25 protein-coding genes and 7 tRNA genes are annotated in these 25,866 nt (G+C 72.3%); 12 read left to right on the forward strand and 20 right to left on the reverse strand.

Annotated features, from left to right (window positions below; translation table 11 throughout):
- Positions 1-56: 56 nt before the first annotated feature.
- From ACWDVB_RS27490 to pgsA, 3 genes are read right to left on the reverse strand one after another with little or no spacing between them, the layout of a single operon-like run.
- Entirely contained in the window at positions 57-1,217 is a 1,161-nt protein-coding gene (locus tag ACWDVB_RS27490) for a glycosyltransferase family 4 protein (RefSeq protein WP_451517341.1), read from the reverse strand.
- Positions 1,214-2,131 carry a phosphatidylinositol mannoside acyltransferase gene (locus ACWDVB_RS27495; RefSeq protein ID WP_451517340.1) on the reverse strand — a complete coding sequence of 306 codons (918 nt, stop codon included), beginning with the start codon at positions 2,129-2,131 and terminating at the stop codon, positions 1,214-1,216. Before ACWDVB_RS27495 ends, ACWDVB_RS27490 begins: the two co-directional genes overlap by 4 nt.
- Positions 2,128-2,799, reverse strand: a complete 672-nt coding sequence (gene pgsA, locus ACWDVB_RS27500; RefSeq protein ID WP_451517339.1) for a phosphatidylinositol phosphate synthase — start codon at positions 2,797-2,799, stop codon at positions 2,128-2,130. The genes ACWDVB_RS27495 and pgsA overlap by 4 nt, the downstream gene beginning before the upstream one ends.
- A gap of 258 nt (positions 2,800-3,057) precedes the next feature.
- Here pgsA and ACWDVB_RS27505 point away from each other — a divergent pair, with 258 nt between their 5' ends.
- Together ACWDVB_RS27505 and ACWDVB_RS27510 are read left to right on the forward strand one after the other, a co-directional pair.
- Complete coding sequence (locus ACWDVB_RS27505; RefSeq protein WP_451517338.1) at positions 3,058-5,265, forward strand: elongation factor G-like protein EF-G2; 2,208 nt, start codon at positions 3,058-3,060, stop codon at positions 5,263-5,265.
- A gap of 193 nt (positions 5,266-5,458) precedes the next feature.
- Positions 5,459-7,114: a hypothetical protein gene (locus ACWDVB_RS27510; RefSeq protein WP_451517337.1), complete on the forward strand. Its 1,656-nt coding sequence runs from the start codon at positions 5,459-5,461 to the stop codon at positions 7,112-7,114.
- 45 nt (positions 7,115-7,159) lie between these two features.
- Here ACWDVB_RS27510 and ACWDVB_RS27515 read toward each other — a convergent pair whose 3' ends face one another.
- From ACWDVB_RS27515 to ACWDVB_RS27530, 4 genes are all read right to left on the reverse strand, one after another.
- Positions 7,160-7,723: an HIT family protein gene (locus tag ACWDVB_RS27515; protein WP_451517336.1), complete on the reverse strand. Its 564-nt coding sequence runs from the start codon at positions 7,721-7,723 to the stop codon at positions 7,160-7,162.
- A gap of 102 nt (positions 7,724-7,825) precedes the next feature.
- Complete coding sequence (gene thrS / locus ACWDVB_RS27520; protein WP_451517335.1) at positions 7,826-9,808, reverse strand: threonine--tRNA ligase; 1,983 nt, start codon at positions 9,806-9,808, stop codon at positions 7,826-7,828.
- A gap of 135 nt (positions 9,809-9,943) precedes the next feature.
- Entirely contained in the window at positions 9,944-11,191 is a 1,248-nt protein-coding gene (locus ACWDVB_RS27525) for a hypothetical protein (protein WP_451517356.1), read from the reverse strand.
- On the reverse strand, positions 11,188-11,754 hold the full coding sequence (locus ACWDVB_RS27530; RefSeq protein ID WP_451517334.1) for a DUF4365 domain-containing protein: 567 nt from the start codon (positions 11,752-11,754) through the stop codon (positions 11,188-11,190). Before ACWDVB_RS27530 ends, ACWDVB_RS27525 begins: the two co-directional genes overlap by 4 nt.
- Positions 11,755-11,920: 166 nt before the next feature.
- On the opposite strand from ACWDVB_RS27530, the gene ACWDVB_RS27535 reads away from it, so the two are divergent.
- The gene (locus tag ACWDVB_RS27535; RefSeq protein WP_451517333.1) at positions 11,921-12,646 is read left to right on the forward strand and encodes an exonuclease domain-containing protein; all 726 of its coding nucleotides are present in this window, start codon (positions 11,921-11,923) and stop codon (positions 12,644-12,646) included.
- A gap of 113 nt (positions 12,647-12,759) precedes the next feature.
- Here ACWDVB_RS27535 and ACWDVB_RS27540 read toward each other — a convergent pair.
- Together ACWDVB_RS27540 and ACWDVB_RS27545 are read right to left on the reverse strand one after the other, a co-directional pair.
- A tRNA-Val gene (locus tag ACWDVB_RS27540) sits at positions 12,760-12,831 on the reverse strand.
- 39 nt (positions 12,832-12,870) lie between these two features.
- A complete protein-coding gene (locus tag ACWDVB_RS27545; protein WP_451517332.1) occupies positions 12,871-13,317 on the reverse strand; it encodes an SRPBCC family protein in 447 nt (148 codons plus the stop codon).
- A gap of 102 nt (positions 13,318-13,419) precedes the next feature.
- Here ACWDVB_RS27545 and ACWDVB_RS27550 point away from each other — a divergent pair, with 102 nt between their 5' ends.
- Complete coding sequence (locus tag ACWDVB_RS27550) at positions 13,420-15,822, forward strand: SCO7613 C-terminal domain-containing membrane protein (protein ID WP_451517331.1); 2,403 nt, start codon at positions 13,420-13,422, stop codon at positions 15,820-15,822.
- A 116-nt stretch (positions 15,823-15,938) separates the two neighbouring features.
- Here ACWDVB_RS27550 and ACWDVB_RS27555 read toward each other — a convergent pair.
- Together ACWDVB_RS27555 and ACWDVB_RS27560 are read right to left on the reverse strand one after the other, a co-directional pair.
- A tRNA-Val gene (locus ACWDVB_RS27555) sits at positions 15,939-16,010 on the reverse strand.
- 64 nt (positions 16,011-16,074) lie between these two features.
- Positions 16,075-16,509, reverse strand: a complete 435-nt coding sequence (locus ACWDVB_RS27560; RefSeq protein WP_451517330.1) for a TIGR02611 family protein — start codon at positions 16,507-16,509, stop codon at positions 16,075-16,077.
- Between the two features lie 191 nt (positions 16,510-16,700).
- Between ACWDVB_RS27560 and ACWDVB_RS27565 the strand changes: the two genes are divergently transcribed.
- Together ACWDVB_RS27565 and ACWDVB_RS27570 are read left to right on the forward strand one after the other, a co-directional pair.
- A complete protein-coding gene (locus tag ACWDVB_RS27565) occupies positions 16,701-17,114 on the forward strand; it encodes an SsgA family sporulation/cell division regulator (RefSeq protein WP_003959770.1) in 414 nt (137 codons plus the stop codon).
- Positions 17,115-17,353: 239 nt separating this feature from the next.
- Complete coding sequence (locus tag ACWDVB_RS27570; RefSeq protein ID WP_451517329.1) at positions 17,354-17,917, forward strand: CGNR zinc finger domain-containing protein; 564 nt, start codon at positions 17,354-17,356, stop codon at positions 17,915-17,917.
- Between the two features lie 16 nt (positions 17,918-17,933).
- Here the strand turns inward: ACWDVB_RS27570 and ACWDVB_RS27575 are convergent, their stop codons facing one another.
- Positions 17,934-18,155: a hypothetical protein gene (locus tag ACWDVB_RS27575; RefSeq protein WP_451517328.1), complete on the reverse strand. Its 222-nt coding sequence runs from the start codon at positions 18,153-18,155 to the stop codon at positions 17,934-17,936.
- Positions 18,156-18,587: 432 nt separating this feature from the next.
- Positions 18,588-19,034: a hypothetical protein gene (locus ACWDVB_RS27580; RefSeq protein ID WP_451517327.1), complete on the reverse strand. Its 447-nt coding sequence runs from the start codon at positions 19,032-19,034 to the stop codon at positions 18,588-18,590.
- Positions 19,035-19,248: 214 nt separating this feature from the next.
- On the opposite strand from ACWDVB_RS27580, the gene ACWDVB_RS27585 reads away from it, so the two are divergent.
- Positions 19,249-19,776 carry a DsbA family protein gene (locus ACWDVB_RS27585; RefSeq protein WP_451517326.1) on the forward strand — a complete coding sequence of 176 codons (528 nt, stop codon included), beginning with the start codon at positions 19,249-19,251 and terminating at the stop codon, positions 19,774-19,776.
- On the opposite strand, the gene ACWDVB_RS27590 is transcribed toward ACWDVB_RS27585, so the two are convergent.
- The 3 genes from ACWDVB_RS27590 to ACWDVB_RS27600 are packed head-to-tail and all read right to left on the reverse strand — an operon-like array spanning position 19,773 to position 22,467.
- Positions 19,773-20,597 (reverse strand): GNAT family N-acetyltransferase, encoded by an 825-nt coding sequence (locus ACWDVB_RS27590; RefSeq protein WP_451517325.1) that lies wholly within the window; start codon positions 20,595-20,597, stop codon positions 19,773-19,775. The genes ACWDVB_RS27585 and ACWDVB_RS27590 overlap by 4 nt on opposite strands.
- Before the next feature lie 26 nt (positions 20,598-20,623).
- Complete coding sequence (locus ACWDVB_RS27595) at positions 20,624-21,445, reverse strand: aminotransferase class IV (protein WP_451517324.1); 822 nt, start codon at positions 21,443-21,445, stop codon at positions 20,624-20,626.
- Positions 21,442-22,467: a chorismate-binding protein gene (locus ACWDVB_RS27600; protein WP_451517355.1), complete on the reverse strand. Its 1,026-nt coding sequence runs from the start codon at positions 22,465-22,467 to the stop codon at positions 21,442-21,444. The genes ACWDVB_RS27595 and ACWDVB_RS27600 overlap by 4 nt, the downstream gene beginning before the upstream one ends.
- Before the next feature lie 187 nt (positions 22,468-22,654).
- On the opposite strand from ACWDVB_RS27600, the gene ACWDVB_RS27605 reads away from it, so the two are divergent.
- The 5 genes from ACWDVB_RS27605 to ACWDVB_RS27625 all read left to right on the forward strand — a co-directional run bounded on the left by ACWDVB_RS27605 (position 22,655) and on the right by ACWDVB_RS27625 (position 23,150).
- Positions 22,655-22,727, forward strand: a tRNA-Gly gene (locus ACWDVB_RS27605).
- 40 nt (positions 22,728-22,767) lie between these two features.
- Positions 22,768-22,841: transfer RNA gene (locus ACWDVB_RS27610), tRNA-Cys, on the forward strand.
- Between the two features lies 1 nt (position 22,842).
- A tRNA-Val gene (locus ACWDVB_RS27615) sits at positions 22,843-22,914 on the forward strand.
- A 55-nt stretch (positions 22,915-22,969) separates the two neighbouring features.
- Positions 22,970-23,041 (forward strand) — tRNA-Val (locus ACWDVB_RS27620).
- A gap of 37 nt (positions 23,042-23,078) precedes the next feature.
- Positions 23,079-23,150 (forward strand) — tRNA-Val (locus ACWDVB_RS27625).
- A 63-nt stretch (positions 23,151-23,213) separates the two neighbouring features.
- On the opposite strand, the gene ACWDVB_RS27630 is transcribed toward ACWDVB_RS27625, so the two are convergent.
- The 4 genes from ACWDVB_RS27630 to ACWDVB_RS27645 form a co-directional block, all read right to left on the reverse strand.
- Positions 23,214-23,528, reverse strand: coding sequence for a TFIIB-type zinc ribbon-containing protein (locus ACWDVB_RS27630; protein WP_451517323.1), 315 nt, complete (start codon positions 23,526-23,528; stop codon positions 23,214-23,216).
- A gap of 161 nt (positions 23,529-23,689) precedes the next feature.
- Entirely contained in the window at positions 23,690-24,604 is a 915-nt protein-coding gene (locus tag ACWDVB_RS27635; protein WP_451517322.1) for an aminoglycoside phosphotransferase family protein, read from the reverse strand.
- A 510-nt stretch (positions 24,605-25,114) separates the two neighbouring features.
- A complete protein-coding gene (locus ACWDVB_RS27640; RefSeq protein ID WP_451517321.1) occupies positions 25,115-25,318 on the reverse strand; it encodes a hypothetical protein in 204 nt (67 codons plus the stop codon).
- Between the two features lie 200 nt (positions 25,319-25,518).
- Positions 25,519-25,785, reverse strand: a complete 267-nt coding sequence (locus ACWDVB_RS27645; protein WP_451517320.1) for a hypothetical protein — start codon at positions 25,783-25,785, stop codon at positions 25,519-25,521.
- Between the last annotated feature and the right edge of the window lie 81 nt (positions 25,786-25,866).

Here is a 25,866-nt window from a genome sequence, read left to right on the forward strand (position 1 = left end):
GGCTAGTCCCCTCGGGATGTCCGGCTCACCGCCGGGCGGCCCAAGGAGCCAGGGGGTCAGCCGCGGGCCAGCCCGAACCGCGCCCGCAGCCCCACCCGTTCGTCCTCCGCGACCGACGCCGCGCCGTCCGTCACCGTCTCGTACACCGCGAGGATGTCCGCGCCGACGGTCGACCAGTCGAAGCGCCGCACATGCGCGCTGCCGCGCTGCCGCAGGCCCTCTCGGCGCTCGGGGTCGGCGAGGAGGCGCACCGCGGCCTTGGCGAGGGAGTCCGCGTCCTCGTTGCCGAACAGGTCGCCCGCCGCGCCCTGGTCGAGGACCTGCGCGAAGGCGTCCAGGTCGCTGGCGAGCACGGGCGCGCCCGCGGACATGGCCTCGACCAGGATGATCCCGAAGCTCTCGCCGCCGGTGTTCGGCGCGACGTACACGTCGACGCTGCGCAGCAGCCGCGCCTTGTCCTCGTCGCTGACCATGCCGAGGAACTCCACCCGGGAGCGCAGCTCCGCGGGGAGCGAGGCCACCGCCTCCTCCTCGTCGCCGCGCCCGGCGACCAGGAGGCGCGCGTCGGGCCGCTCGGCGAAGATCTGCGGCAGTGCCTTCATCAGGACCGGGAGTCCCTTGCGGGGTTCGTCGATGCGGCCGATGAAGCCGATGGTCTGCCCCTGCCACTCGGGCTCGGGTTCGGCCTTGGCGAAGAAGTCGACGTCGACGCCGTTGGGGATGACGACCGCGTCGCCGCCCAGGTGCTCCACGAAGGTGCGGCGCGCGTACTCGCTCACGGCGATGCGCGCGCTGATCTTCTCCAGGGCGGGCTGGAGGATCGGATACGCGGCGATCATGGCCCGGGAGCGCGGGTTGGACGTGTGGAACGTCGCGACGATCGGGCCCTGCGCCGCCCAGCACGCGAGCAGCCCGAGCGACGGCGACGTCGGCTCGTGGATGTGGATGACGTCGAACGTGCCGTCGTGCAGCCAGCGGCGCACCCGCGCGGCCGACAGGAAGCCGAAGTTGAGCCGCGCGACCGAGCCGTTGTACGGCACCGGGACGGCGCGGCCCGCCGAGACGACGTACGGCGGCAGCGGGGTCTCGTCGTCGGCCGGGGCCAGGACGGACACCTCGTGCCCGAGGCGGATCAGATGCTCCGCCAGATCGCGGATGTGGAACTGGACGCCGCCCGGCACGTCCCACGAGTACGGGCAGACGATGCCGATCCTCACGACGGCTCCCGTGCCGGAGCCGCGTCGGGGCGGGGCTCCAGGTCGGCGAGCCACAGTCGCTGCAGCATGTGCCAGTCCTCCGGGTGGTCGGCGATACCGGTGGCGAAGGCGTCTGCCAGCGCCTGCGTCATGACAGACGTCTTCTCGGGCCGGGTACCTGTCTCGGGGACGTCGACGGGCGGGTGGATCCGGCCCTTCATCAGGGGCCCGTCGTACCAGAGCGTCACGGGCAGCAGGAGCGCGCCGGTCTGCTGGGCCAGCATCGCGGGTCCGGCGGGCATCCGGGCGGTGTCTCCGAAGAACTTCACCTCGACGCCGGAGGCCGACAGATCGCGGTCCGCGACGAGGCAGATAAGGCCGCCGGCGCGCAGCCGCCGGGCCAGCGTGCCGAAGGCGGAGCCCCCGGTGTGGGGCAGGACCTCCATGCCGAGGCTCTCGCGGTAGGCGACGAAGCGGTCGTAGAGCGTCTCGGGCTTGAGGCGCTCGGCGACGGTCGTGAAGGGGGTCTCCAGCTTGGTGGTGACCCAGGCGCCCGCGAGGTCCCAGTTGCCCAGGTGCGGCAGGGCGATGATCACGCCCTTGCCGGTGGCGAGCCCGTCGGTGAGGTGGTGGACGTCCTTGACGTCGAGGCCGTCCTTGATGCGCTCCCGGCTCCAGGACGGCAGCCGGAAGGACTCCATCCAGTAGCGCAGGTACGAGCGCATGCCCGCCCGGGAGAGCTCGGCGAGCCTCTCCGGGGTGGCGTCGGGCACCACGCGCGCGAGGTTCGACTCCAGGCGCAGCACGCCCTTGCCGCGGCGCTTCCAGACCGTGTCGGCGATGGTCCGGCCGAGCCGCTCGGCGACCGGCTCCGGGAGCTTCTTGACGGTGCTCCAGCCGAGGCCGTACAGCGCGTCGGTGAGTCGGTCCTTCACTGCGCGGCCTCACTCTCCTGGCCCGGGGCGCCCGTGGCGGCGTCCGCCTCCGCGGACTCGCGGCGCACGGTCACGACCCGCTGGACGAGGGTGACCATGCTGCCGACCGCGACGATCCACAGGGCGATGGGCAGCAGGATCTGGATGCCCGGGACGCCGAAGGTGTGGAGCCCGGCGAGGCCCGCTGCGACCAGCGTGATCACCAGGCGCTCGGCGCGCTCCACCAGGCCGTTGACGGCGACCGGCAGGCCGATCGCCTCGCCGCGCGCCTTCGTGTACGAGACCACCTGGCCGCTCGCCAGACAGAAGATGGAGACGGCGCAGAGGATGTTGTCGTCGCCGGACCCGGCGTACCAGAGGGCGAGGCCCCCGAAGATCGCGCTGTCGGCCACCCGGTCGAGCGTCGAGTCGAGGAAGGCGCCCCAGCGGCTGGAGCGGCCGAGCTGGCGGGCCATGTTGCCGTCGACGAGGTCCGAGAACACGAACAGGGTGATGACGACCGTGCCCCAGAAGAACTCGCCACGGGGAAAGAAGACCAGCGCTCCCACCACCACACCGGCCGTGCCGATGAAGGTGACCGCGTCGGGGCTGACCCCGCGGCGGATGAGAAACGCGGCGAACGGTGTGAGGACACGCGTGAAGAATGCACGCGCGTACTTGTTCAGCATGGCCTTCCCGAGGGGTCGGTGCGCCGCGTGGCCCCGTTGGCCACCGACTGGGCCATCGTAGTCACGCCCTTGACGGACCGGCTCGCCCCCTCACGATCGCGTACGACGTATGGACGCACCGTGACGCGAGTGGAAAGCTCGAAAGCACCACGGGCGCCGTCGGAGCCGCCCCGCACTGGGCCCCGCGCGTCCGCGAGCAGCCAGCATCCCCGAGGGGGCTGAGCCTCCTCAACCGTGCACGTGACCGGGAGGCAAGGCATGGGCGACAAGGCGAACGCACACCCCGGAGCCGCCGGCAGGGCAGCGACGGCCGACCACCCCGCGTCCGTACGGAATGTGGTGCTGGTCGGCCACAGCGGATCCGGCAAGACGACTCTGGTGGAGGCCCTCGCCCTGACCGCGGGGGCGGTGAACCGGGCGGGCCGGGTGGAGGACGGCACCGCCGTCTCCGACTACGACGAGATCGAGCACCGGCAGCAGCGCTCGGTGCAGCTGTCCCTGGTGCCCGTCGAATGGGACGGCATCAAGGTCAATCTTCTGGACACCCCTGGGTACGCCGACTTCGTCGGCGAGCTGAGGGCCGGTCTGCGCGCCGCGGACGCGGCCCTCTTCGTCGTCTCGGCGGCGGAGGGCACCGAGGGCATCACCGGCGCGACCCGCATGGTGTGGGACGAGTGCGCGGCGGTCGGCATGCCGCGCGCCATCGTGGTCACGCATCTGGAGTCGGCCCGCGCGGACTTCGCCGGGATGACGCGGAACTGCGCCGAGGCGTTCGGCGCCGACGACCCGGACGCCGTACTGCCGCTGTACCTGCCGCTCCACGGCGAGCAGGGCCCGGACGGGCACGCGCCGGTGACCGGCCTGATCGGGCTGCTCTCGCAGCGGATCTACGACTACGCCTCCGGCGAGCGCAAGGAGTCGGAGCCGGGCGACGACCAGCTGCCGCTGATCGAGGAGGCGCGCGACAAACTCATCGAGGGAATCATCGCCGAGAGCGAGGACGAGTCCCTCATGGACCGCTATCTCGGCGGCGAGGACATCGACTACAAGACGCTCGTGGACGACCTGGAGCGGGCCGTGGCGCGTGGCATCTTCCACCCCGTGCTCGCCGCCGCGCCGGCCGCGGAGGGCGCCCGCCAGGGCATCGGCACGGTGGAGCTCCTGGAGCTGATCACGGGTGGCTTCCCGACCCCGCTGGAGCACCCCGCACCGGCCGTGACCACGCCGGGCGGCACGGCGCGCCCCACGCCGGCCTGTGACCCGGCGGGCCCGCTGGTCGCCGAGGTCGTGAAGACCGCCTCCGACCCGTACGTCGGCCGGATCTCGCTCGTACGCGTCTTCTCCGGCACCCTGCGCCCCGACGAGACGGTGCACGTCTCCGGGCACGGCCTGGCCGACCGCGGCCACGAGGACCACGACGTCGACGAGCGCGTCGGCGCGCTCTCCGCCCCCTTCGGCAAACAGCAGCGCACCCTCACCCGGTGCGTCGCGGGAGACATGGCGTGCGTGGCCAAGCTGCACCGCGCCGAGACGGGCGACACGCTGTCGAGCAGGGACGACCCGCTCGTGATGGAGCCCTGGGACATGCCGGACCCGCTCCTGCCGCTCGCCATCCAGGCACACAGCAAGGCGGACGAGGACAAGCTCTCGCAGGGCCTCTCGCGTCTGGTGGCCGAGGACCCCACCATGCGCCTGGAGCAGAACCAGGACACCCACCAGGTGGTCCTGTGGTGTCTGGGCGAGGCGCACGCCGACGTGGCCCTGGAGCGGCTGCGCAGCCGGTACGGCGTGCAGGTCGACGTCGTGCCGCACCGCGTCTCCCTACGGGAGACGTTCGCGGACAGGTCGGCGGGGCGCGGGCGCCATGTGAAGCAGTCCGGCGGGCACGGCCAGTACGCGATCTGCGAGATCGAGGTGGAGCCGCTGCCCGGCGGGAGCGGCATCGAGTTCGTCGACAAGGTGGTCGGCGGCGCGGTCCCGCGGCAGTTCATCCCGTCCGTGGAGAAGGGCGTACGGGCGCAGGCGGCGAGGGGCGTCGCCGCCGGGCACGCGCTCATCGACGTACGCGTCACGCTGCTCGACGGCAAGGCGCACTCGGTGGACTCCTCCGACGCCGCGTTCCAGACGGCGGGCGCGCTCGCGCTGCGCGAGGCGGCGGCCGGGGCGAGGATCCATCTGCTCGAACCGGTGGCCGAAGTGCGGGTACTGGTCGGTGACGACCACGTCGGCGCGGTGATGAGCGATCTGTCGGGCCGTCGCGGCCGGGTGGTCGGCACCGAGCAGGCACCCGGCGGTCGCACGCTCGTACGAGCTGAGGTCCCCGAGATCGAGATCGGCCGATACGCGGTGGATCTGCGCTCCCTCTCCCAGGGCACGGGACGCTTCAGCCGTACGTACGCCCGCCATGAGCCGATGCCCCCGCAGCTGTCGGAGCGGATCCGCGAACAGGCGCGGGGCTCCTCATAGTTGAACGGGTGAGCGACGGCCGCCCGTCCCGGCTCATCCGGGCGGGCGGCATTCCGGCGCCCCCTGCCGGATGTCGGTGCGCCCGGATACGCTGATGACCTGATCAACGGATGCGCCGGACGGCAACAGGTGTGCCGGACAGGGAAGTCGGGAAGAGCCGCAGCAGCGAAGGCGTCGCGGCGAGGGGGCGGCAGTGGCGGACGATGGATTCGACTTCAGGCCCGGGGCCCAGGTGCCGCTCTCGGGCGCCGCGGGACAGACGGCGGCGACGCACGCCCTGGCCTCGGCGGCGTATCGCGACGGAGACGTCGACGAGATCCTGAAGGCCAACAACGAATGGCACAAGTCCGTGGTGAAGCCCGGCCTCTGGTCGCTGTTCAAGCCGAGCCTGGGTGAGGCGTTCGCGCGGACCGTGCAGGTGCGGATGCTCGGCGGCGGCCGCAAGCCGCTCATCCAGTCCTTCGGGACGGAGCCGCAGTCGGTGGTGGAGCACTGCCTCGCGGCGAACCGCATCCGCAAGGAGCGCGACAGCTGGCTGACGGCCGTGATGGTCCTGTGCGGGGTGCTCTTCCTGCCCGGCCTGTTCGTGTGGCTGCTCGTCTTCACCATCAGGCGGCAGGTCGCCAAGAACGAGAATAAGCGCGCGGGCGCGCTGGCCACGGCCGTCCTGGTCGCCATGGGCGTGCTGGCCGCCGTCGCCCTCCTCAAGCTGCCGTTCGACGGCTTCTGGGCGTGGTATCTGCGCGCGGCGATCGTGCTGCCCGTGGTGGGCTGGTTCTGGTCGAAGCAGATCGCCGAGCGCACCGCCAGAGACATGCGCGAGCGCTGGTCGAGCCTGCTCTCGGGCGGCGGCATCGGCGCCAAGATCCCGGAGGCGGTGCCCGGCAGCCCCGGCGAGACGGCCGCCGAGCGGCTCCGCCAGGGCCTGGCCAGGCTCTCCGCCGAGCAGCGGAGCAACTCCGTCTTCTACGCCGGGCCCAAGGGCATATTGGGCATGGGCACGCGCTGGGGCAGCTGGCAGCTGGCCGAGGAGCTGGTGCCCGCCGAGGACGGCAAGGAGATCCACCCCTTCCGCAGCTGGGACGTCATACGGGCGGTGCACGACCAGCTCCGCATGCTGGAGCGCGGCCCCCTGCACACCGGCGGCTTCCCCACCCCGTCGATAAACCACTGGATCGTCTCCCCGATCGGGGAGAACGCCAAGGCGGTGGCCCGCCCCACCGGCACGGACGTCGAGGCCTTCCAGGTCCGCGGCCACGAGATACAGCGGATCTGCAACGAACAGCAGTTCGGCAGCGGCGACCGGCACTACCTGGGCGTGCAGTTCACGCTCTGGGACGGCCAGCTGGTCATCACGATGCTGATCACCGTGACCGTGCTGCACGAGACGCTGCGCATCGAGGTCACCGGCCACGCCCTCGGACCGGTGCACCCCCTGTTCACCACCAAGCCCGAGCCCAAGACGAAGACGGTCGCCAAGCCCATCAAGTTCTGGGAGACCGTCGACCGCAATCTGCCGCTGATCGACGCCGACGAGGTGGTGCGCCTCGCGGTCCGCGCGCCCTTCACGTGGTATCCGCCGCTCCTGGACCACCTCGGCGGCAAGCTGGTCCTGCCCGAGCCCTTCGGCCTGCGGCACGCCTGGGCCGACAAGCCGTGGCGGCACCGCTTCATGGCCGACGACGCGCTGCGCGCCGCCACGCCCGTGCTGCGCGTGGTGCACTCGGCGGCGATCAAGGTCCTCGCGGAGAACGGCGTGAACACCGAGAAGTTCGGCAACCGCTCCGGCTTCCTCAGCGGGGCGATCCAGGACCCGATGCCGAGGCAGGCGGACGTGTACAACGCGTAGGGAGCCCGCGGCCCGGCAGTGCTGGAGGGCCGCGGGCCGACAGCGCTAAAGGGTGACGGGCCAGGCGTCCGCGAGCATCTTGCGGGTGTCGGCGAGCAGCTGCGGCAGCACCTTCGTGTGCCCCACGACCGGCATGAAGTTGGTGTCGCCTCCCCAGCGCGGTACGACGTGCTGGTGCAGGTGCGCCGCGATGCCGGCGCCCGCGACGGCGCCCTGGTTCATGCCGATGTTGAAGCCGTGCGCGCCGGACGCGGTACGCAGGGCCGTCACCGCCTGCTTGGTGAGCTCGCCCAGTTCGGCGGTCTCGGGGCCGGTCAGGTCGGTGTAGTCGGCGACGTGGCGGTAGGGGACGACCATCAAGTGGCCGCCGTTGTACGGGTAGAGGTTCAGGACCGCGTACACGTGCTCGCCGCGCGCGATCACCAGGCCGTCCTCGTCGGACTTGGCCGGGATGGAGCAGAAGGGGCAGCCGTCGTCGGCCCCCGGGCCCGTGGGCTTGTTCTCGCCCTGGATGTACGCCATCCGGTGGGGCGTCCACAGGCGCTGGAACGCGTCCTGCGTACCCACTCCGATCTGCTGCTCCGGCTCACTCGTCATGAGGTGCAGCATATGACTTCGCCCGTTCGGAGCGTGCCGGTGGGGCGGATCCGCCGGGCCCGGACGGCGAGAGGCCCCCGGGACGCCGCCCCGGGGGCCTCATGAGGCCGCGGCTCAGACCTGAGCGCGGTCCTCGACAGCCTTGGTGATCTTGGCGAGGGCCTCGTCGACCGGGATGCCGTTCTCCTGCGAGCCGTCGCGGTAGCGGAAGGAGACGGCGCCATTGGCCATGTCCTCGTCGCCCGCGATGATCATGAACGGCACCTTGCTCCGCTGAGCGTTCCTGATCTTCTTCTGCATGCGGTCCGACGAGGCGTCCACCTCGACCCGCAGCCCCCGCTCCTTCGCCTTGGCGGCGAACTCCTGGAGGTAGGGCACGTGCGCGTCGCCGATCGGGATGCCGGTCGCCTGCACGGGGGCCAACCACACCGGGAAGGCGCCCGCGTAGTGCTCGAGGAGCACCGCGAAGAACCGCTCGATGGAGCCGAAGAGCGCCCGGTGGATCATGACGGGCTGCTGCTTCGTGCCGTCGGAGGCGGTGTACTCCAGGCCGAACCGCTTCGGCTGCTGGAAGTCGACCTGGATGGTCGACATCTGCCAGGAACGGCCGATCGCGTCCTTGACCTGCACGGAGATCTTCGGACCGTAGTACGCGGCGCCGCCCGGGTCCGCGACGAGCGGGAGGTCCTGCTTGGCGGCCGCCTGGCGCAGCGCCTCGGTGGCCTCCTCCCACTCTGCGTCCTCGCCGATGAACTTGTCCGACTCGGGGTCGCGGGTGGACAGCTCCAGCTCGAACTGGTTCAGGCCGTAGTCGCGCAGCAGATCGAGGACGAAGGTGAGGAGCGAGTCGAGCTCGCCCGCCATCTGCTCCTTGGTGCAGTAGATGTGCGAGTCGTCCTGGGTGAAGCCGCGCGAGCGGGTCAGGCCGTGCACGACGCCCGACTTCTCGTAGCGGTAGACCGTGCCGAACTCGAAGAGCCGCAGGGGCAGTTCGCGGTAGGAGCGGCCGCGCGCCTTGAAGATGAGGTTGTGCATCGGGCAGTTCATCGCCTTGAGGCGGTAGTTCTGCTCGTCGAACTCGATGGCCGGGAACATGCCGTCCGAGTAGTTCGGCAGGTGCCCGGAGATCTCGAAGAGGCGCTCCTTGGAGATGTGCGGCGTGTTCACGAACTCGTAGCCCGTGTCCTCGTGCCGCTTGCGGGAGTAGGTCTCCATCTCCTTGCGGATCACGCCGCCCTTGGGGTGGAAGACCGCGAGGCCCGGGCCCAGCTCCTCCGGGAAGGAGAAGAGGTCCAGCTCGGAACCGAGCTTGCGGTGGTCGCGCTTCTCGGCCTCGGCGAGGAACTCCAGGTGCGCCTTCAGCTCGTCCTTCGAGGGCCAGGCGGTGCCGTAGATGCGCTGGAGCTGCGGGTTCTTCTCGCTGCCGCGCCAGTAGGCGGCGGCGGAGCGCATCAGCTTGAACGCGGGGATGTTCCGGGTGGTGGGCAGGTGCGGACCGCGGCAGAGGTCCTTCCAGCACAGGTCGCCGGTCTTCGCGTCGAGGTTGTCGTAGATGGTCAGCTCGCCGGAGCCGACCTCGGCGTCGGCGCCGTCGGCGGCCTGCGCGGCGTTGCCCTTGAGGCCGATGAGCTCCAGCTTGTACGGCTCGTCGGCGAGCTCGACGCGAGCGTCGTCGTCCGTGGTGACGCGGCGCGAGAAGCGCTGGCCCCGCTTCTGGATCTCCTGCATCTTCTTCTCGACGCGCTTGAGGTCCTCGGGGGTGAACGGCTCGGCGACGTCGAAGTCGTAGTAGAAGCCGTCCCGGATGGGCGGGCCGATGCCCAGCTTGGCCTCGGGGAAGAGCTCCTGCACGGCCTGCGCCATGACGTGCGCGGTCGAGTGGCGCAGGATGTTCAGGCCGTCCTCGGAGGACATCTCGACGGGCTCGATCTCGTCGCCCTCGCCGACGGCGTACGCCAGATCCTTCAGCTCGCCGGCCACGCGGGCGGCGACGACGGTGCGCTCACCGGGGAAGAGCTCGGCGGCCGTAGTGCCCGTCGTCACCACGCGCTCTTCCCGCTCGGAATCGCGTTGGATGATCACACGGACGTCAGACACCGGTCTCTCCTTGCAGAAGGGGGGTGCGGCGCTTTCTGATGCGCGCGCACTAGGGATCGTACCGAGCCGGGGGCTCCCGCCGCGAAACGGTTGTTCCCGACCACCCGGAAGCGGCCCCTCCGTCCGGCCGCCCGCTCAGTCGGTCCCGCACGCCTCCTCGAAGAAGCCGATGTTCTCCTGGAGCGACTTCATGAGCCGGTCCCTGTCCGCCTCGTCCACCTGCACCGGGACCACCCCGGTCGCCCCGGTGAGCCTGCGGAAGCCGCCCCGGCTCTCCAGGCGCCCGTGCACCCGGATCGGCAGCCCGATTAGGTGCGCGTGGCCCGCGACGCGGTACGACTCCTCGTCCAGGACCATCCGGACGTGCGGGACCTCCGGCCCGGCGATCACCCGGAGCCGCACCGCGCCCGCCCCGCGCGTCGAGGAGCGGCGCATCCGCACCACGGTCCCGGTGATCCGCACCGGCACCGACGGCTCGTCGCGCAGATAGCGGGCGCCCGCCTCGCGCAGCACGGTCAGGTCGCCGGGCGAGAACTCGACGGGCCCGGCGTGCGCCGCGCACCCCTCGGGCACCCCCGCGACGGGCGCCCACTCCACGGCGATACGCGCCCCTTCCGTGCCTCGCACCAGGGCCACGATCGCCTCGGTCAGCTCATGGCTGACGCCCGCCCGGACGGCGCCGTCGAAGGCGTCCATGCCGCCGGTGGCCCGCTGGTAGTCGACGGCCTCCCGGGCCGCGCACAGCGCCTGGTGCAGCCGGACGGCGAGCGGCCGCCCTGTCCTGACGGGCACGAACGCGGTCAGCCGCCGTCCACCTGGCGCGGGCCCCACCAGAACGTCCTCCAGGGCCGCGGCGGCGGGCCCGCGGTGCCGCGCCCCGTAGTACCCGGCGCGGCCGCGCGCGGCGAGCGCCCCCGCGAGGAGCATCTGCCGGGCCGCGGAGCGCAGTTGCTCCTCCACCGGCCAGGACGCCGCCCCGGCGGGCCCCATCGGCACATCGCGCCACCAGCGGATCTCGTCGCTGGGCACGGTGAGCCCGACGAGCACGTCGCGGGCGGCCGGCGAGGCGCTGCGGGCGAGCGCGACGAGGGCCTCGCCGATCAGGTCGTCGCAGTCGGGGAAGGCCCGGCTCTCCGGTACGAGGAGGCTGGTGCCCCTGCCGACGGGCTCCGGGGGCGTCCAGCGGGCGTAGCGGCCCGGGGCTCCGCCGCGCCGCTGCCAGCCGTGCCGGGCGAGCAGCGCGCCGAGCACCGCGGGGTCGACCGTGCCGGGTTCGGGTGGCCGCGCCCACGGGTCCGCGGCCGGGGCCGGGCGCGGAACGGGGCGCGGGGCGGGGTGCGGGCGGACGGGAGGCAGGGGCTCTTCGTGGGGGCGGTGCATCAGGGTCTCCCTCCCGTCCCGACCCGCGTCATGATCTCGCAGAGCGCGCGGTCGTCGAAGATCCGCGTGGTCGGGACGCGCACGGTGGTCCTGCGCCGGCCGGTCACCGGGTGTCCGGCCAGATTGGTCCAGTAGCAGCAGTGGCGCAGATCGAGCCCGTCGTGACCGGCGCGCAGCCAGTCGTCCCGCGACCGGGGCACGAGCATCACGACCAGGATCTTGTGGACCGAGACCGGCGTGCGGGCGAGCTTCTCCAGGTGCGCGTTGTCGAGCGCGAAGGAGAAGGCGGGCCCCGCCGGGTTCGGCGGTATTTGGTACGTGCACTTCAGCTGCACCTTGATGGTGACCTCGTCGTCGACCGTGTGGCCGGGGGCGCTGTGGCTGACGTGCCAGTCGATGCCGTTGTCCGGGAAGGGCTGGGAGAGCGAGCACCCCGCGGCCGCCGCGACGGCGTGCAGATAGCCCACCTGGAGGGTCTCCATACAGGCGGTGGTGGCGAGTGTGCCGCGCGGCGGTGCGATCCGCTCGGGCAGCAGCCCACCCTGTTCGGGCTGCGCGAGCGCCATGTCCAACGAGCCTTCCGTACCCGGTGCTTCCCCGCTCGGGCCGTCGATGCCAGGGCCCCGTACCTCTGTTGTCTCCGGGCCGCGTACAGCGCAAACGGCCCGGGTATCACCAGCGTGGGCAGGGGACCGACGTCAACTGCCGGAGCTGATCGAGGAGTTGCACCCCATGACGTGCTGGTACGAGGGGCCCTTGGCCGCATTCGACACGGAGACCACGGGCGTCGACGTCGAGACCGACCGGATCGTGTCGGCCGCCGTCGTCGTCCAGCAGGGCGCGGGAACCCGACCGCGCATCACCCGCTGGCTGGTGAACCCGGGCGTTCCGGTGCCCGAAGCAGCCACGGACGTACACGGACTGACGGAGGAACACCTTCAGCGCAACGGCCGCTGGCCCGCGCCGGTGATGGAGGAGATAGCACGGGATCTGGCCGAGCAGGGCGCGGCGGGACGGCCGATCGTCGTCATGAACGCGCCGTTCGACCTGACCGTCCTGGACCGGGAGCTGCGCAGGCACCGCGCCTCGTCGCTGGCCCGCTACATGGAGGGCTCGTCCCTCTGTGTGATCGACCCGCGGGTCCTCGACAAGCAGCTCGACCGCTACCGCAAGGGCCGCCGCACGCTCACCGATCTGTGCGCGCACTACGAGGTGGAGCTGGCCGAGGCCCACGACGCGGCGGCGGACGCGCAGGCCGCCCTCGATGTCGTACGCGCGGTGGGGCGCCGTTTCGCCGCCCGCCTGGAGCGGCTCTCGCCGGCCGAGCTGCATACGTTGCAGGCCGTCTGGCACGCGGCGCAGGCGCGCGGTCTGCAGGCGTGGTTCGCCAAGAGCGGTTCGCCGGAGGCCGTGGATCCGGCGTGGCCGCTGCGTCCCGAATACCGGGCGGCGGCCTGAGCGGCCGGACGGGCCGGACGGGCTGCGCGGGGCGCACGGGGCGCACGGGGCGCACGGGGCGCACGGGGCAAGAAAAAACCGGTCCGTCTGCTGACGGACCGGCATTCTCCGGGTGGGCGATACTGGGTTCGAACCAGTGACCTCTTCGGTGTGAACGAAGCGCTCTCCCACTGAGCTAATCGCCCGGGAACGCACTGAACAATACAGGTCCGGGCGCCTTTCCTTCAAACCGCTTCCAGATGCGCCGTAAGACCCCTGCGGCCCGCCCGCATCATCAGGGCGTGGTTGAGCAGGAACACGGGCCTCCCCGGGACGGCGAGGCGTCGCAGCAGCGGTCGCCGCACCTCGACCTCCTGGTCGTAGCGGGCCCGCGTCCCTTCGGGCCCGGCCGTGACCGTCCAGCGCGCCCAGCCGTCCAGGTCGCCCGTCATGCCGATCTCCAGGACCCCGGCGTCGGGGTCGCGGCGCCGCTCGTGCGCGGTGACCAGAAGGTCGTACGGGAGGAAGGACCGGAAGCGGGCGACGCCGCTGCGGCCGTCGGCCGTCGTCACCTCGCGCACCTGGGGCCACCACAGCGGATAGTCCTCGACCCGCTCCAGGGCGGCGTAGGCGTCGGCGGGCGAGCAGGGCAGGTCCCAGAGGCTGCGGAAGCGGTAGTGGCACCAGTTCATGGGACGAGTCTGCCCGGTGGGTCCGGTGTGCACCGGATCTGAGTACGTCCTGAGTATCCGCGCCGATGCCGTGCGACGTGGCGCGGACCACACTCCTCAGCCATGACGAACATTCCGCCACCGGCCGAGGAGCTGCGCCACCTCGACTGGGAGCTGCGCCAACTGGAAGCGCGCAGGACGCAGTTGCTGCAGCGCCGCACCTGGCTGCTCGGTGTCCTGCGCGCGGCGGGCCCGGCCGGGCCACCCCCTCGCCCGGCCGGGCCGCCCGCCCCCGAGGCCGCTCCGCCGAGCGCCCAGAACGTCCTGCTGACGCTGGGCGGCGTGCTGCTGACCATCGCGGCGATCGCCTTCACGGTGGTGAGCTGGGGGCACTTGGGCATCGGTGGACGCAGCGCGGTGCTGGGGGCGGTGACGCTGGCGGCGCTGGGCGCCCCCGCTCTTCTGCTGCGGCGTTCTCTGCGCTCGACGGCGGAGGCGGTGGCGGGCCTGGGGCTCGCACTGACGGTCCTCGACGCGTACGCGCTGCGCCATCTCGCCCTCCCCGACGCGGACACCCTCGGCTATGCGGCGGGCGCCTCGGCGGTCCTCGCCACGCTGTGGGCGGGGTACGGCCTCCTGCTCGGCGAGCTGCGCCTGCCGCTGCCGACGGCGGTGGCCACGGCCCAACTCCCCCTGATCCTCTGGGCGGGGGCCGCGCAGGCGGGCGATCACACGATGACGGCGGCGCTGCTCGTGACGGCGGCGTTCGACACCGCGCTCGCGCTGTGGGCGGCCGCCAGGTCGGTGCGCGTGGTCGCGGCCGTCGGCGGCTGCACGCTCGGCCTCTGGGGCGCGGCGAGCGCCGGCTGGCTCTCCGCGCGGGCGACGGACCCGACGGCGGCGGCACGCGCGGGCGTACTGCTGCTCTTCGCCGCGGTGATCGCCCTGGTGGTGGCGTGGCGGGCGAAGGGGCCGGAGATCGCCACCGGCGCGGCGTGCGCGGGGGGCCTGCTCGCGGTGGCCGCGTCCGGCGGCGTACTCCGGACCACCCTCCCCGCGGCCTGGACCGTCCCCGCCCACCTGGCGTGCGGCATCGCCCTGCTGGCAGCCGCCCGCACCGCACTCCCCCGCCCCGTGCGGCGCGGGATCGCCGGGGCGTCGGTCGTGGTCCAGGCCCTGGCGGTGCTGTGGGCGCTGCCGGTCACGGCCGTAACCCTCCTGGGCCCCCTGCGCTGGACCACCCACCCCTGGACGGGCACCCCGTCCAACATCCGGACCGCCCTGCTCACCGACCTCCCCCTGACACACCCGCTCCTCTCCCCACTGACGCTCGCGACGGTCGCGGCGGTGCTGTGGACGGCGAGCGGGTGGCTCGCCACGACGGGCGCCTCTCTCAGCCCGGCAGGCCGGAACGCCGCCCGGTACGGCGCGGCAGTCCTCGCCTGGTGTGCCGCCGTCGCTCTGCCCGCCGCGCTTCGGCTTCCGTACGTCGTCGGGCTGTCGGCCCAGGTCCTGGTGATCGTGGCTCTGCTGGCCGTGGCTGCCCGTGTCGCGTCGGCCGTCCCGGCCCTGGTGGCCTCGGCCTTGGCCCTGGTGTCCTCGGTGAGCGTCGCGTTCCTCTCCCTGACGGCCGAGACAGCGACTCTCGCCACTCTCGGGGCGCTCACCGTTCTGTTCGTGGCCGCCTGCGTCCAGATGGCCGGCCTGCCGGGTCGGGCGGGCGCCCTCGTGGCCTGCGGGGGCCTCGCCCATGCCACCGCGCTCGCCTGTGCCGTCGGCGCCGCATGGGGGCTGCGCCCGGAGCACATCGGGCTGCTCGTCGTCGCCGTTCCTGCCCTCGCCGCGCTCGCCGCCGCCCGTCTGGGGCAGCACCCGCTGACCCTGCCCATCGAGATCACGGCGGGCGCCTCCGGGGCCCTCGCCATCGTCCTCGCCTCCGGCCACGCCCCTACGCTCGCGCTCGCCCTGGCGCTCGGCGGGCTCATCGCGGCGGTCACCGCGCTCCGTCCGGACCGCCGCCTCGTGGGGTACGCGGCCGGGGCGCTGTTCATCCTGGCGAGCTGGGTGCGCCTCGGGTCCTGGGAGGTGTCGGCACCGGAGGCATACACCCTGCCGGTCACCGTCCCCGCGCTGCTCCTCGGCCTGCTGCGCCGCCGCCGTGACTCCGAGACCTCGTCCTGGACGGCGTACGGCCCCGGCCTCGCCGCGACACTGCTGCCGAGCCTCGCCGCCGCCTGGAGCGACCCGCACTGGCAGCGTCCGCTGCTGCTCGGTGTCGCGGCGCTCGTACTGACCCTGGCGGGCGCCCGGCACCGCCTGCGTGCCCCGCTGGTCCTCGGCGGCACGGTCCTCGCCCTGGACGCGCTGCACGAGCTGGCCCCCTACATCGTGCAGGTGGCGGGTTCCCTGCCCCGCTGGCTGCCGCCCGCGCTCGCGGGTCTGTTGCTCCTCGCCGTGGGCGCCACGTACGAGCAACGCCTGCGCGACGCACGCCGGTTCCGGAATGCCCTCCACCGAATGCACTGAACGCACGGAAATGAGGGGGCCCGCCGCAGGTCATGAAGACCCGTCAATTTCCTTGAAAGGCAAGGGAATACGACAACGGCCCGGAGGCTCAAAAGCCTCCGGGCCGCAATCCGGGGTGGGCGATACTGGGTTCGAACCAGTGACCTCTTCGGTGTGAACGAAGCGCTCTCCCACTGAGCTAATCGCCCGGGCGCACAGAGAACGTTACCGCATGTCAGCGGGTGCTTCCGACCGCCCCGGAGCCGCCTCCGGTCACTCCTTGACCTTCCACGGCATCGCGATGCCGAACTTCCAGACATAGATGGCGACCAGCACCGCGACGATGACGAGGCCGACGGTCGTCAGGATGATGTTCCGGCGCCGCACCTTGGGGTCGAGCGCACGCTGCGCCGCCTCGGTGACCTTGCGCTTCGTCCAGCGCAGCACCAGCTGGGCCCAGACGAACTCGGTCGCCCAGATCGCCATGCCGCCGAAGATCACCAGCCACCCGGGACCGGGCAGCGGCAGCATGATGATGCCCGCGACGACGACCGCAAGGCCCACGATGAAGACGCCCACCTGCCAGCTCAGGTGCAGCATCCTGCGAGCCTGGACGTACTGCGGTGCCCTCGATCCGAGCGGCGGCTCGGCCTGCGCCCCGACGGCCGGTTCCGCGACCCCCGTGGGCTCGTTACTCCCCGTATTCATGCGGCCAAACCCTACCGGACGGAAACCCGTCACCGGAATGGGCGTACGAACAGGAGAGACAACCCGCCATACGAGCTACCTAAAGACACGCAAAACTCCCAGAGGGGTTTACAACGGCACCGTAGGTGGCATGTCGATTTCGCCGACGTGCGAATCCCCGAGCGCACACTGAGCGAAAGGCCCTGGCGCTTATGAACACCACGGTCAGCTGCGAGCTGCACCTGCGCCTCGTTGTGTCGAGCGAGTCCTCACTGCCTGTTCCCGCGGGACTGCGGTATGACACGGCCGATCCCTACGCCGTGCACGCCACCTTCCATACCGGAGCCGAGGAAACGGTCGAGTGGGTGTTCGCCCGCGACCTCCTCGCCGAGGGCCTGCACCGGCCCACCGGAACCGGCGACGTCCGAGTCTGGCCGTCCCGGAGCCACGGTCAGGGCGTCGTCTGCATCGCCCTGAGCTCGCCGGAGGGCGAGGCTCTGCTCGAGGCCCCGGCGCGGGCCCTGGAGTCCTTCCTGAAGCGAACCGACGCGGCCGTGCCCCCCGGCACGGAACACCGCCACTTCGATCTCGACACGGAGCTGTCACACATCCTGGCCGAAAGTTAGCGGCGCGGGAGTGTCGAGATCCCCTCACGCCGTCCGACTCGGGGCGACGGCGCAGGCAGTCACGGCATGACACACGGGACACACGCAGGACACGACGACACAAGGCGAAGAGAAAGCAGGTACCGGCGCCGTCACCGCGGAACCCCGCGGCGACGGCGCCGGTGCGTCCCGTGGGGAAGCCGCTAGCATCGGCCAGCATCGGCGGGCACCGGCCCGACCCCCATCCCAGGGAGCGCATCGTGCTGATCACCCACGACACCCGGTGTTCCCTCGACGCCGTGGTCGATCTGGTGAACACCGCACCGGAGGATGACGGGGCCGACGGGCTCGCGGACGTGGCGTCGCTCGGTGAATTCGTACGAACCCACGAAGTGAGCGACGTCGGCGTGCTTTCGGAGCGTGACCTCGCCGACGTGCGCCGGATCCGTGGCCGCTTCGCGGAGGTCTTCGCCCACCCCGAGCCCAAGGCCGCGTCGACGATCATCAACGAGCTGATCGCGGCGGCGGGCACCACGCCCCGGCTCACCGACCACGACGGCTACGACTGGCACATCCACTACTTCGCGCCGGGCGCGTCCATCGCGGACCACCTGGCGGCCGACTGCGGCATGGCGCTGGCCTTCTTCGTGGTCGCCGGGGAGCAGGAGCGGCTGCGGCGCTGCGAGGCACCGGACTGCCGGCGTGCCTTCGTCGACCTGTCCCGCAATCGCTCGCGCCGCTACTGCGACAGCCGCACCTGCGGCAACCGTCTGCATGTCGCCGCGTACCGCGCCCGCCGCAAGGAAGCCGCGGACACGGCCTAGCTCCGGGCGAGCCCGGCTAGAGCAGCAGCAGATCGTGCAGCGACGCCAGCAGGATCAGCATGCCGATCACTGTCAGGAAGATCATCAGTGGTGGCTGGGAGAGGGCGAAGAGGCAGCCTCGCGGTTCTTCGTCGGTGGCGTGCCGCTCTTCGTCGGCAGGTCGTCGCTCTTGGGCCGGTGCCGCTTGCCGTCCGTCGTCCGACGGCGCCGCGTCGCCCTGTGGGGTGGTGTCCAGCATCTCGCGGTGATGATGACGCAGGCGAGCGGCCACCGCCGACCAACACGCGAGAACGAGACGGGAGTTCGCCGGATCCCGTGAACAGGCAAAAGTCCAGCGCCCGGTACGTTCCGTCCATGGCCCACCGCCGTACACCCTCGCGACACTCGGCGGCCCCGTCCGCACTCTAACGAGGGAGCCGCCAGGTTCATGGAACGCAGACGGCTGTTGACGACCGCGCTCGGCGCGAGCGCACTGGCCGCCGTCCACCGGGAGCCGCCCGCACCTTCAGCCGGTAGCCCAGGTGATCGCGGCGGGGCGGACGGTGCGGTGCGCGAACGCCTCGGTGACGTGGGTGGACGGGGGTGAACGTGCTCGGCGAGGTGCGGCTGGGCCCCTGACCCCGGAACCCCGCGCGGTCTCCGCCCCGGAACCGGCGGCGGGAAGCCCCTTTCAGATGCCGTGCTTCTTCAATATCGCCTCGATGTCGCTGAAGTCCTCCGTCGGCGCGGCCGCCTTCGGCTTGGCGGCGGGCTTCGCGGCGGCCGGGTGTGCGCCCTGGCCGAGCGAGGGCGCCGACGCCGCGGGGGCCACCGCCTCGCGCTGTGCGGCCTTCGCGGCCCTGCGCTCCTTGCGGGTGCCGCCCGTGCGGCGCTCCACCGCGCGCGTGCCCAGGAACATCAGCCAGGCCGCGCCGAGCACGCCGAAGCCGACCCACGCCTTGAGGCTGAACGCGGTGTCGGCGGCCCATCCGACGACGCCCGTCAGCACGAGGCCCACCGGCACCAGGGAGTACGCGGCGAGACGGGCCCCCGCGAGGAAGCGCTTGCGGTAGGCCGTGACCGCGGCGATGCCGAGCCCGGCCGCGGATACGGCGGAACAGACGGTCTCGGCAATCATCCGGTCCTCCATGCATACAGGCGTACAGCCGTACGTAGCGTAATGGCACTGTCGTCCCTTCCATCCTGCACCGGGTGGGTGCCGCGAAGCCACGTCCTGGGCGGACCTCAGGGACATATCCGGGTCATCTCGGGGTCCCGGCTCCTCCCCAGGTGCCGGTCGGTGCCCTCGCGTCCGGTTGGGGGGCCGGCCCGTGGCCTGGGAGACTGGGCCCATGAGCGACTCCCCTGCCGACCGCCCTGCCCGCCCCGTCGTCCTCGACGTCTGGTGTGAGCTGCAGTGCCCCGACTGCCGTACCGCCCTGGAAGACGTGCGCGCCCTGCGCGCCCGCTACGGCGACCGCGTCGAGCTGCGCCTGCGCCACTTCCCCCTCGAAAAGCACAAGCACTCCTTCGCCGCCGCCCAGGCCGCCGAGGAGGCCTTCGAGCAGGGGAAGGGCTGGCCGTACGTCGAGGCGGTGCTCGCCGAGGTCGAGGAGCTGGACCGTAAGGGCGAGCCCTTCCTGGTGGAGGCCGCCCGTGGACTCGGCCTGGACGCCGAGGAGTTCGACACCGCCCTGATCGACGGCCGGCACATCCTGATCGTCGACGCCGACCAGGCGGAGGGCAAGGCCATCGGCGTCACCGGCACACCGACGTACGTCATCGACGGCGAGCGCCTGGACGGCGGCAAGAGCCAGGAAGGCCTGCGGGAGCGCGTCGAGGAGATCGCCGACCGGCTTCTCGCGGGCGAGGGCTCCTAGAGCAGCGGCTTGTAGAGGGAGTACGAGACCGGCTCGTAGCCGAGGGAGTCGTACAGGCACAGGGCCGGGGCGTTGCCCGCGAAGACGTTGAGGCCGATGCGGCCGCGCCCCGCCGCGCGGGTCTGCGCCTCGGCCAGGAGCATCAGGGAGCGGCCGTGACCGCGCCCCCGGTGGAGCCGGTCGACCTCGACGTCGAAGACGAACGCGTCGTCGTCGCCGAGCGCGAGCCACAGGACGCCGACCTTCGCGTCGTCGTGGGTGAGCACACTCAGCAGGACGTCGGGGGTGGCGAGGCCCTGGGGCAGGCCCTTGGTGTGGTCTGCCTCCGACTTGGCGTACGCCTGCGCCTCGGGCACACCGCGGTCGATCCAGTCGCGCGCGTACTCCCGCTTCGCCCGCGCCAGCCACACCTCGTACTCGTCCCCGGTCATCGGCCGCCCCGCGACACCCGCGGGAAGCGCGGCGGGCTCGTCCGCCACCGGCTTCGCCAGCCGGCGGCCGCGCTCCACATAGCCGAGCGCCGTCGCGAGGCGCAGCGCCCCGGCCGCCTCGGCGGGGACGGCCGCCTCGATGCGCCGGCAGCGCCAGCCGCGTGCGACCTCCTCCGCGGCCAGCGCGGCCACGGTGCCGCGGCCGCGCCCGCGGTCCGGCTCGGCGATCCGCAGGTCGTGGACGCGGCACACCTCCGGGCCGAAGACCTCGTCGGTGGCGAGCGCTATGGAACCCACGGGGCGGCTGTTCACACAGACGTCGTACGTGCGCGCCTTGGCGCCGTCGGCGCTCCGCTGAAGCGGCCCGGTCGGCCGCAGGGTCGTGGTCATCACAGGGGTTCTACCCGCCCTGGAGCTCACGGATCCAGGTCGTCCCCGGCCCGCTCGTCGAAGGTCCGCATCGCCTTGGTGGTCACCGGGCCCGGCGCTCCGGGCAGTTGGCGCCCGTCGACGCGGTGCACGCCCTGGACGTCGCGCAGCGTCGACGTCAGGAAGACCTCGTCGGCGCGGTCCAGGACGTCCATCGGCAGATCGGTCTCGCTGGCGCCGGTCCACTCGACGGCCAGCTCGCGCGTGATGCCGGCGAGACATCCGGAGGCGACCGGCGGGGTGAGGATCTCGCCGTCGAGCACGACGAAGACGTTGGAGCCGGTGCCTTCGCAGAGCTGCCCGACCGTGTTCGCGAAGAGGGCCTCCGAGGCGCCCTGTTCCTGGGCGCGGGCGAGGGCGACGACGTTCTCCGCGTACGAGGTGGTCTTCAGGCCGGTCAGCGCGCCACGCTCGTTGCGGGTCCACGGCACCGTGATCACGGCGGTGGAGTCGGGGCGCCGCACGGCCTCGCCGAGGGCCACGACGAGCGTGGTGCCCTGGTCGCCGCGGTCCGAGCCGAGCGGCGACAGGCCCCCGGTGTAAGTGATCCGCAGGCGTCCCAGCGGGAGCGGGTTGGCCTCCAGGACGGCGGCGCAGGCGCGGCGCACCTCGTCGAGGTCGGGCTCGGGCAGCCCCAGACCGCGCGCCGAGCGGGCGAGCCGGGCCAGGTGCCGGGTGAGGGCGAAGGTCCTGCCCTCGGTCGACTTCACCGTCTCGAAGACGCCGTCGCCCACCGTCAGCCCGTGGTCGAACACGGAGACGCGTGCGGAGTCGACATCCCGCAGGCCGCCATTGAGCCATATCTTCACGTTGAGGTTCCTCCGCTCGCTTCGTACGCCCCTGACGCTACCGCCAGCAGTCGGGCGGCCTTCAGCTCGGTCTCCCGCCACTCCCCCTCGGGGTCGGAGCCCCAGGTGATGCCCGCCCCCGTGCCGAAGCGCAGCATCCCCTCGGCGCGGTCGATCCAGAAGGTGCGGATGCCGACGGCGAGCTCGCCGGTGCCCCGGTCGGCGTCCACCCAGCCGATGCCGCCGCAGTACGGGCCCCGGGGCACCGTCTCCAGCTCGCCGATGATCCGCAGGGCGCTGGACTTGGGGGCTCCGGTGACGGAACCGGGCGGGAACGTCGCCGCGAACAGCTCCGGCCAGCCGGCGCCGGGACGCAGCTCTCCGTGGACGGTGGAGACGAGGTGGACGAGGCCGGGGTGCTTCTCGACCACGCAGAGGTCGGGGACGGTCACCGAGCCGGTCGCACAGACGCGTCCGAGGTCGTTGCGGACGAGGTCCACGATCATGACGTTCTCGGCGTAGTCCTTCTCCAGGAGGTCCGCCTCCGTCCGCCCGGTGCCCTTGATGGGCCCCGACTCCACGACACGGCCCCCGCGACGCAGGAACAGCTCCGGGGAAGCGGTGGCCACCTCCACCCCGTGCCCGGGCAGGCGAATCGTTCCGGCGTACGGGGCGGGGTTCCCGCGCGCGAGGAGGGCCGTCAGGGCGTCCACGTCGGCGTCGGCGGGGACGGGCGCGGACAGGACGCGGCAGAGGTTGGCCTGGTACACCTCACCGGCCGCGATGTACGCGCGTATCCGCCGCACGCCCCCCGTGTACGCGGCGCGATCCAGGGACGACACCCAGTCACCGGCGGCCGGACCCCGCCACCTTCCGGGTACGGGAGCGGGCACGGCCTCGCGGTGTACGTCGTCGAAGCGGGCGCAGACCAGGCCCCCCTCGAAGTCCGCGGACACCGCCCAGAAGCCGGTGGAGTCCAGAGCCGCGGGGTCGCTGGTCACGTCGCGTAGACCGGTGGCCACAAGACCGCCGAAGCGCGCCATGGGAGGGAGCGCCGGTGAGGACGTCAGAGGGGGGTTGTGCACGGCTGCGAGTCTATGACCGGTGTCCCGGCCGCGCCCCGGACCGGCGACAGGGCAGCACGCTGCGCAAACGCGTTTTTGTACTGGCCCAGGAATCCGCTAGAGTTCAACACGTCGCCGGGACGCGCAAGCACCCCGGGAAAGACAAGCGGACGTAGCTCAGTTGGTAGAGCGCAACCTTGCCAAGGTTGAGGTCGCCAGTTCGAACCTGGTCGTCCGCTCGCAGGATAGTGGGGGATCTTCCCGAACCCCCGCACTCCTGGTGGAGTGGCCGAGAGGCGAGGCAACGGCCTGCAAAGCCGTCTACACGGGTTCAAATCCCGTCTCCACCTCCAAGGACGATTAGCTCAGCGGGAGAGCGCTTCCCTGACACGGAAGAGGTCACTGGTTCAATCCCAGTATCGTCCACTGATCTTCACGGAGACCGGCCGTCCTTGCGGTTGCTCCACGAGGGTCGAACCCCGCGCGATTAGCTCAGCGGGAGAGCGCTTCCCTGACACGGAAGAGGTCACTGGTTCAATCCCAGTATCGCGCACGCAGTACGCAGCAGCACACGTCACGCACGTTGACCCGCGCGATTAGCTCAGCGGGAGAGCGCTTCCCTGACACGGAAGAGGTCACTGGTTCAATCCCAGTATCGCGCACCGCACACACGAAGCCCCCGGCCGTTCCCACGGTCGGGGGCTTCGTCGTTCGTTCGGGGTCTCTCAGGAGGAGAAGAGCATGTGCCCGAAGCTCTTGTGACGCTTGTCGTGGCCGTAGTGACCGCCGTGGCTGCCGTGACCGCCGTGACCGCCGTGCGGGGCGCCCCAGGCGGGAGCCGGCGCGGCGGGGTAGGCCTGGGGGGCCGGGGGTGCGGGCGGCGGCGGGGCCTGCGGGCCGCCCCACTGGGCCTCCATGCGGGTCAGGGACTCCAGCTCGCCGTAGTCCAGGAATATCCCGCGGCAGCCACTGCACTGCTCGATCTGGACGCCATTGCGGTTGTACGTGTGCATCGGTGCGTGGCACTTGGGGCACTGCATGGACGGCTCAACTCCTCGCCGGTGGTGAAAGCTTCGCCGGATCTCTGCCCGGCTTCGGTGCGTTGCACCCTACTTCGTCGCGTCCCAGGTCAACTCGGGTGGTGGCGGGGCCGACTCGGGTGGCGGGGCGCGCACCGGAGCACACCTGGCTCAGACCCGGCTCACACCCGGCCCATCCGGTCGCAGGCGTCGATCAGCGCCTGCTCGACCTCGTCCAGGGGGCGGTCGGCGGCGACGGCCTTGGTGATCGCCAGGGCGGCGGTCTGCACGGTCAGGGCGCGGGCCGGGACGTCGAGGGCCGGCCAGGGGTCGGCCCCGTCGGGCGGGACGGCCGGGCCCGCGGCCGCGCGGTAGGCGTCGAGGAAGCGGGACCACTCCTCGGGGGCGAGCAGGCCGCACGCGTACCAGGCCGCGGGGCGGGCCAGGTCCCAGGCGGGGTCGCCCGCGCCGAGGTCGTCCACGTCGATCAGCAGCCAGGTGCCGTCCGGGGCGCGGACGAGCTGGCCGAGGTGGAGGTCACCGTGGCACAGGCGCGGCGGGCCCGGCGCGGGGGCCTCGGCGCGGGCCCAGGGCGGGAGGTCCCGCCAGGCCCGCAGGACCGGGGGCGCGGCGGGGTGCGGGCCCGCCGCGCGGAGGCGTTCGATGGCGCGGGCCGCCTTGGCCGGGCCACGCATGGCCGGAAGCGGCTGCGGGATCGCCTCCCGGTCGGTGGCATGCAGGCGGGCCAGGAGGGTGGCGGCGGCCTCCCAGGGGGCCGCGTCCGGGTCGTCACGGTCCACGGGCGTGCCGTGGGGCCAGAAGGTGACGAGGCGGTCGTGAAGTGGGGTCGGGGTGGCGTCCAGGGGTGCGAGAAGGATGCGGGGGAGGCGGGCGGCCACGGTGAGGCGTGCCGCCAGCTCTGCGGGGTCCGTCTCCTGGGCGTGGGCCTTCGCGACGATGTCGCCGTGGCGGATGACGGTGGCGTCCGCCCGGTCCGCTAGAACGGCGCCGGTGGCCTCGCCGCAGGCACAGGGCCCTCCGGGCGGGTGGGCCGCGCTGCGGGCCTTGGCGGTGAGCGCGGGCAGGAGGGCGGTCACGGGCTCCCCGGGGGTGTGGTGATGGGCGGCACGGACGAAGCGTACGGAACCGCTGCACTGGGCTTGGGCGGGGTGGGGTGCGCGGGACTTCGCCCCGAACCCCCCTCGGGGCCCCCGGGCCCCATCCCCATCCGCAGGCGATGGGCGGCACGGAGAAGCATCCACAACCGTCGCGCTCGGCTCGGGCAGGGCCGGACCTCGCCCCGAACCCCCTCGGAACCCCCGGGCCCCATCCCCACCTGCGGGCCATGGGCGGCACGGACGAAGCGTACGGAACCGCTGGGCTTGGGCGGGGCTTGCCCCAGACTCCTCGGAAGATGCCGCGAGCGTGGGGGCGGTGGGGTCCGCTGGTGGGGCCCGGCCTGCGGGCGTGGGGGCCTGACCGCATGGCAATGCCCGCGCAGCTCCCCAGCTGCGCGGGCATTTTGCCGTCCGCCGCACCCCCGTCCCCACGGGGTTTCCTGGCCGGATGTCCCCGCCCGGACCGCTCTTCCGGGCCTGGGGCGCCGCTCAGCGCCCCAGCATCACGCCCACGGACGACGCTTGTGTGACCACTGCTTCCCAGCCGCCGAAGACGACCACGAGCAGGGCTGCCAGGGGGAGGACCATGGCCGTCGCCACCAAGGGATGGCGCGTGCCGGACGGGCGGGCGCCGAACGCGGAGAACCTGCGCCCTTGCGTGCGGACCATGGTCCGCGGTGCCGTGTCCGCCATGGTTCCTCTCCTGACCGATCTCGATGTGGTTCTGGCAGCGGCGGGTGTCTGACCTCGGGGGACGAGTGCTGCCACCCGCCGCTTGACCTCAAATCTAGGTGCGCGGAAGGCCCCGGGCGTCATGCCCTCGTACCGATTGGCTGGCCTCCCGGAGGATGACCGCCCCGCGCCCATGTACTCCCATGGGTGGAGACGGGGACCTAGGACTCAGGGTCTTCCCGGAGGGGGCGGGCCGCGGCCTCGGAGGCGTCCTCCCTGGGGACCGGTTGTTCGACCAGGGCCAGGACGCGGGTGGCCATGAACCGGGCCGTACGCACCGCTGTGCCGGTACGGGTGACTTCGCTCACTTCCACCACTCCCCTGCGCACCGCCGTCTCCACCCGGCGGCCCGCCCGGCCCGCCACCACCTCGTACGTCCTCGTCGTGTCCCCCGCGTCCACGACTATCTCCACGCGATCACCCTTCACGGGATCAATCCCCCTTCAGTGATGGATGGTTGGAGAACGGGGTGGCGTCAACCGCCCCTGGCCCCACGTCCCCTGACCACC

The sequence above is a fragment of the Streptomyces sp. NPDC003379 genome (assembly GCF_053589195.1).

Bases quoted from the DNA above. Each gene is read 5' to 3' on its own strand.
- ACWDVB_RS27575 (WP_451517328.1), bottom strand. From the start codon at position 18,155: ATGCTGGACACCACCCCACAGGGCGACGCGGCGCCGTCGGACGACGGA.
- ACWDVB_RS27515 (WP_451517336.1), bottom strand. From the start codon at position 7,723: ATGCTGCACCTCATGACGAGTGAGCCGGAGCAGCAGATCGGAGTGGGT.
- pgsA (WP_451517339.1), bottom strand. From the start codon at position 2,799: ATGCTGAACAAGTACGCGCGTGCATTCTTCACGCGTGTCCTCACACCG.
- ACWDVB_RS27590 (WP_451517325.1), bottom strand. From the start codon at position 20,597: ATGACCACGACCCTGCGGCCGACCGGGCCGCTTCAGCGGAGCGCCGAC.
- ACWDVB_RS27530 (WP_451517334.1), bottom strand. From the start codon at position 11,754: ATGGCGCTCGCGCAGCCCGAACAGGGTGGGCTGCTGCCCGAGCGGATC.
- ACWDVB_RS27580 (WP_451517327.1), bottom strand. From the start codon at position 19,034: ATGATTGCCGAGACCGTCTGTTCCGCCGTATCCGCGGCCGGGCTCGGC.
- ACWDVB_RS27640 (WP_451517321.1), bottom strand. From the start codon at position 25,318: ATGGCGGACACGGCACCGCGGACCATGGTCCGCACGCAAGGGCGCAGG.
- ACWDVB_RS27545 (WP_451517332.1), bottom strand. From the start codon at position 13,317: ATGAACTGGTGCCACTACCGCTTCCGCAGCCTCTGGGACCTGCCCTGC.
- ACWDVB_RS27565 (WP_003959770.1), top strand. From the start codon at position 16,701: ATGAACACCACGGTCAGCTGCGAGCTGCACCTGCGCCTCGTTGTGTCG.
- ACWDVB_RS27585 (WP_451517326.1), top strand. From the start codon at position 19,249: ATGAGCGACTCCCCTGCCGACCGCCCTGCCCGCCCCGTCGTCCTCGAC.
- ACWDVB_RS27535 (WP_451517333.1), top strand. From the start codon at position 11,921: ATGACGTGCTGGTACGAGGGGCCCTTGGCCGCATTCGACACGGAGACC.
- ACWDVB_RS27560 (WP_451517330.1), bottom strand. From the start codon at position 16,509: ATGAATACGGGGAGTAACGAGCCCACGGGGGTCGCGGAACCGGCCGTC.
- ACWDVB_RS27630 (WP_451517323.1), bottom strand. From the start codon at position 23,528: ATGCAGTGCCCCAAGTGCCACGCACCGATGCACACGTACAACCGCAAT.
- ACWDVB_RS27505 (WP_451517338.1), top strand. From the start codon at position 3,058: ATGGGCGACAAGGCGAACGCACACCCCGGAGCCGCCGGCAGGGCAGCG.
- ACWDVB_RS27550 (WP_451517331.1), top strand. From the start codon at position 13,420: ATGACGAACATTCCGCCACCGGCCGAGGAGCTGCGCCACCTCGACTGG.
- ACWDVB_RS27600 (WP_451517355.1), bottom strand. From the start codon at position 22,467: ATGGCGCGCTTCGGCGGTCTTGTGGCCACCGGTCTACGCGACGTGACC.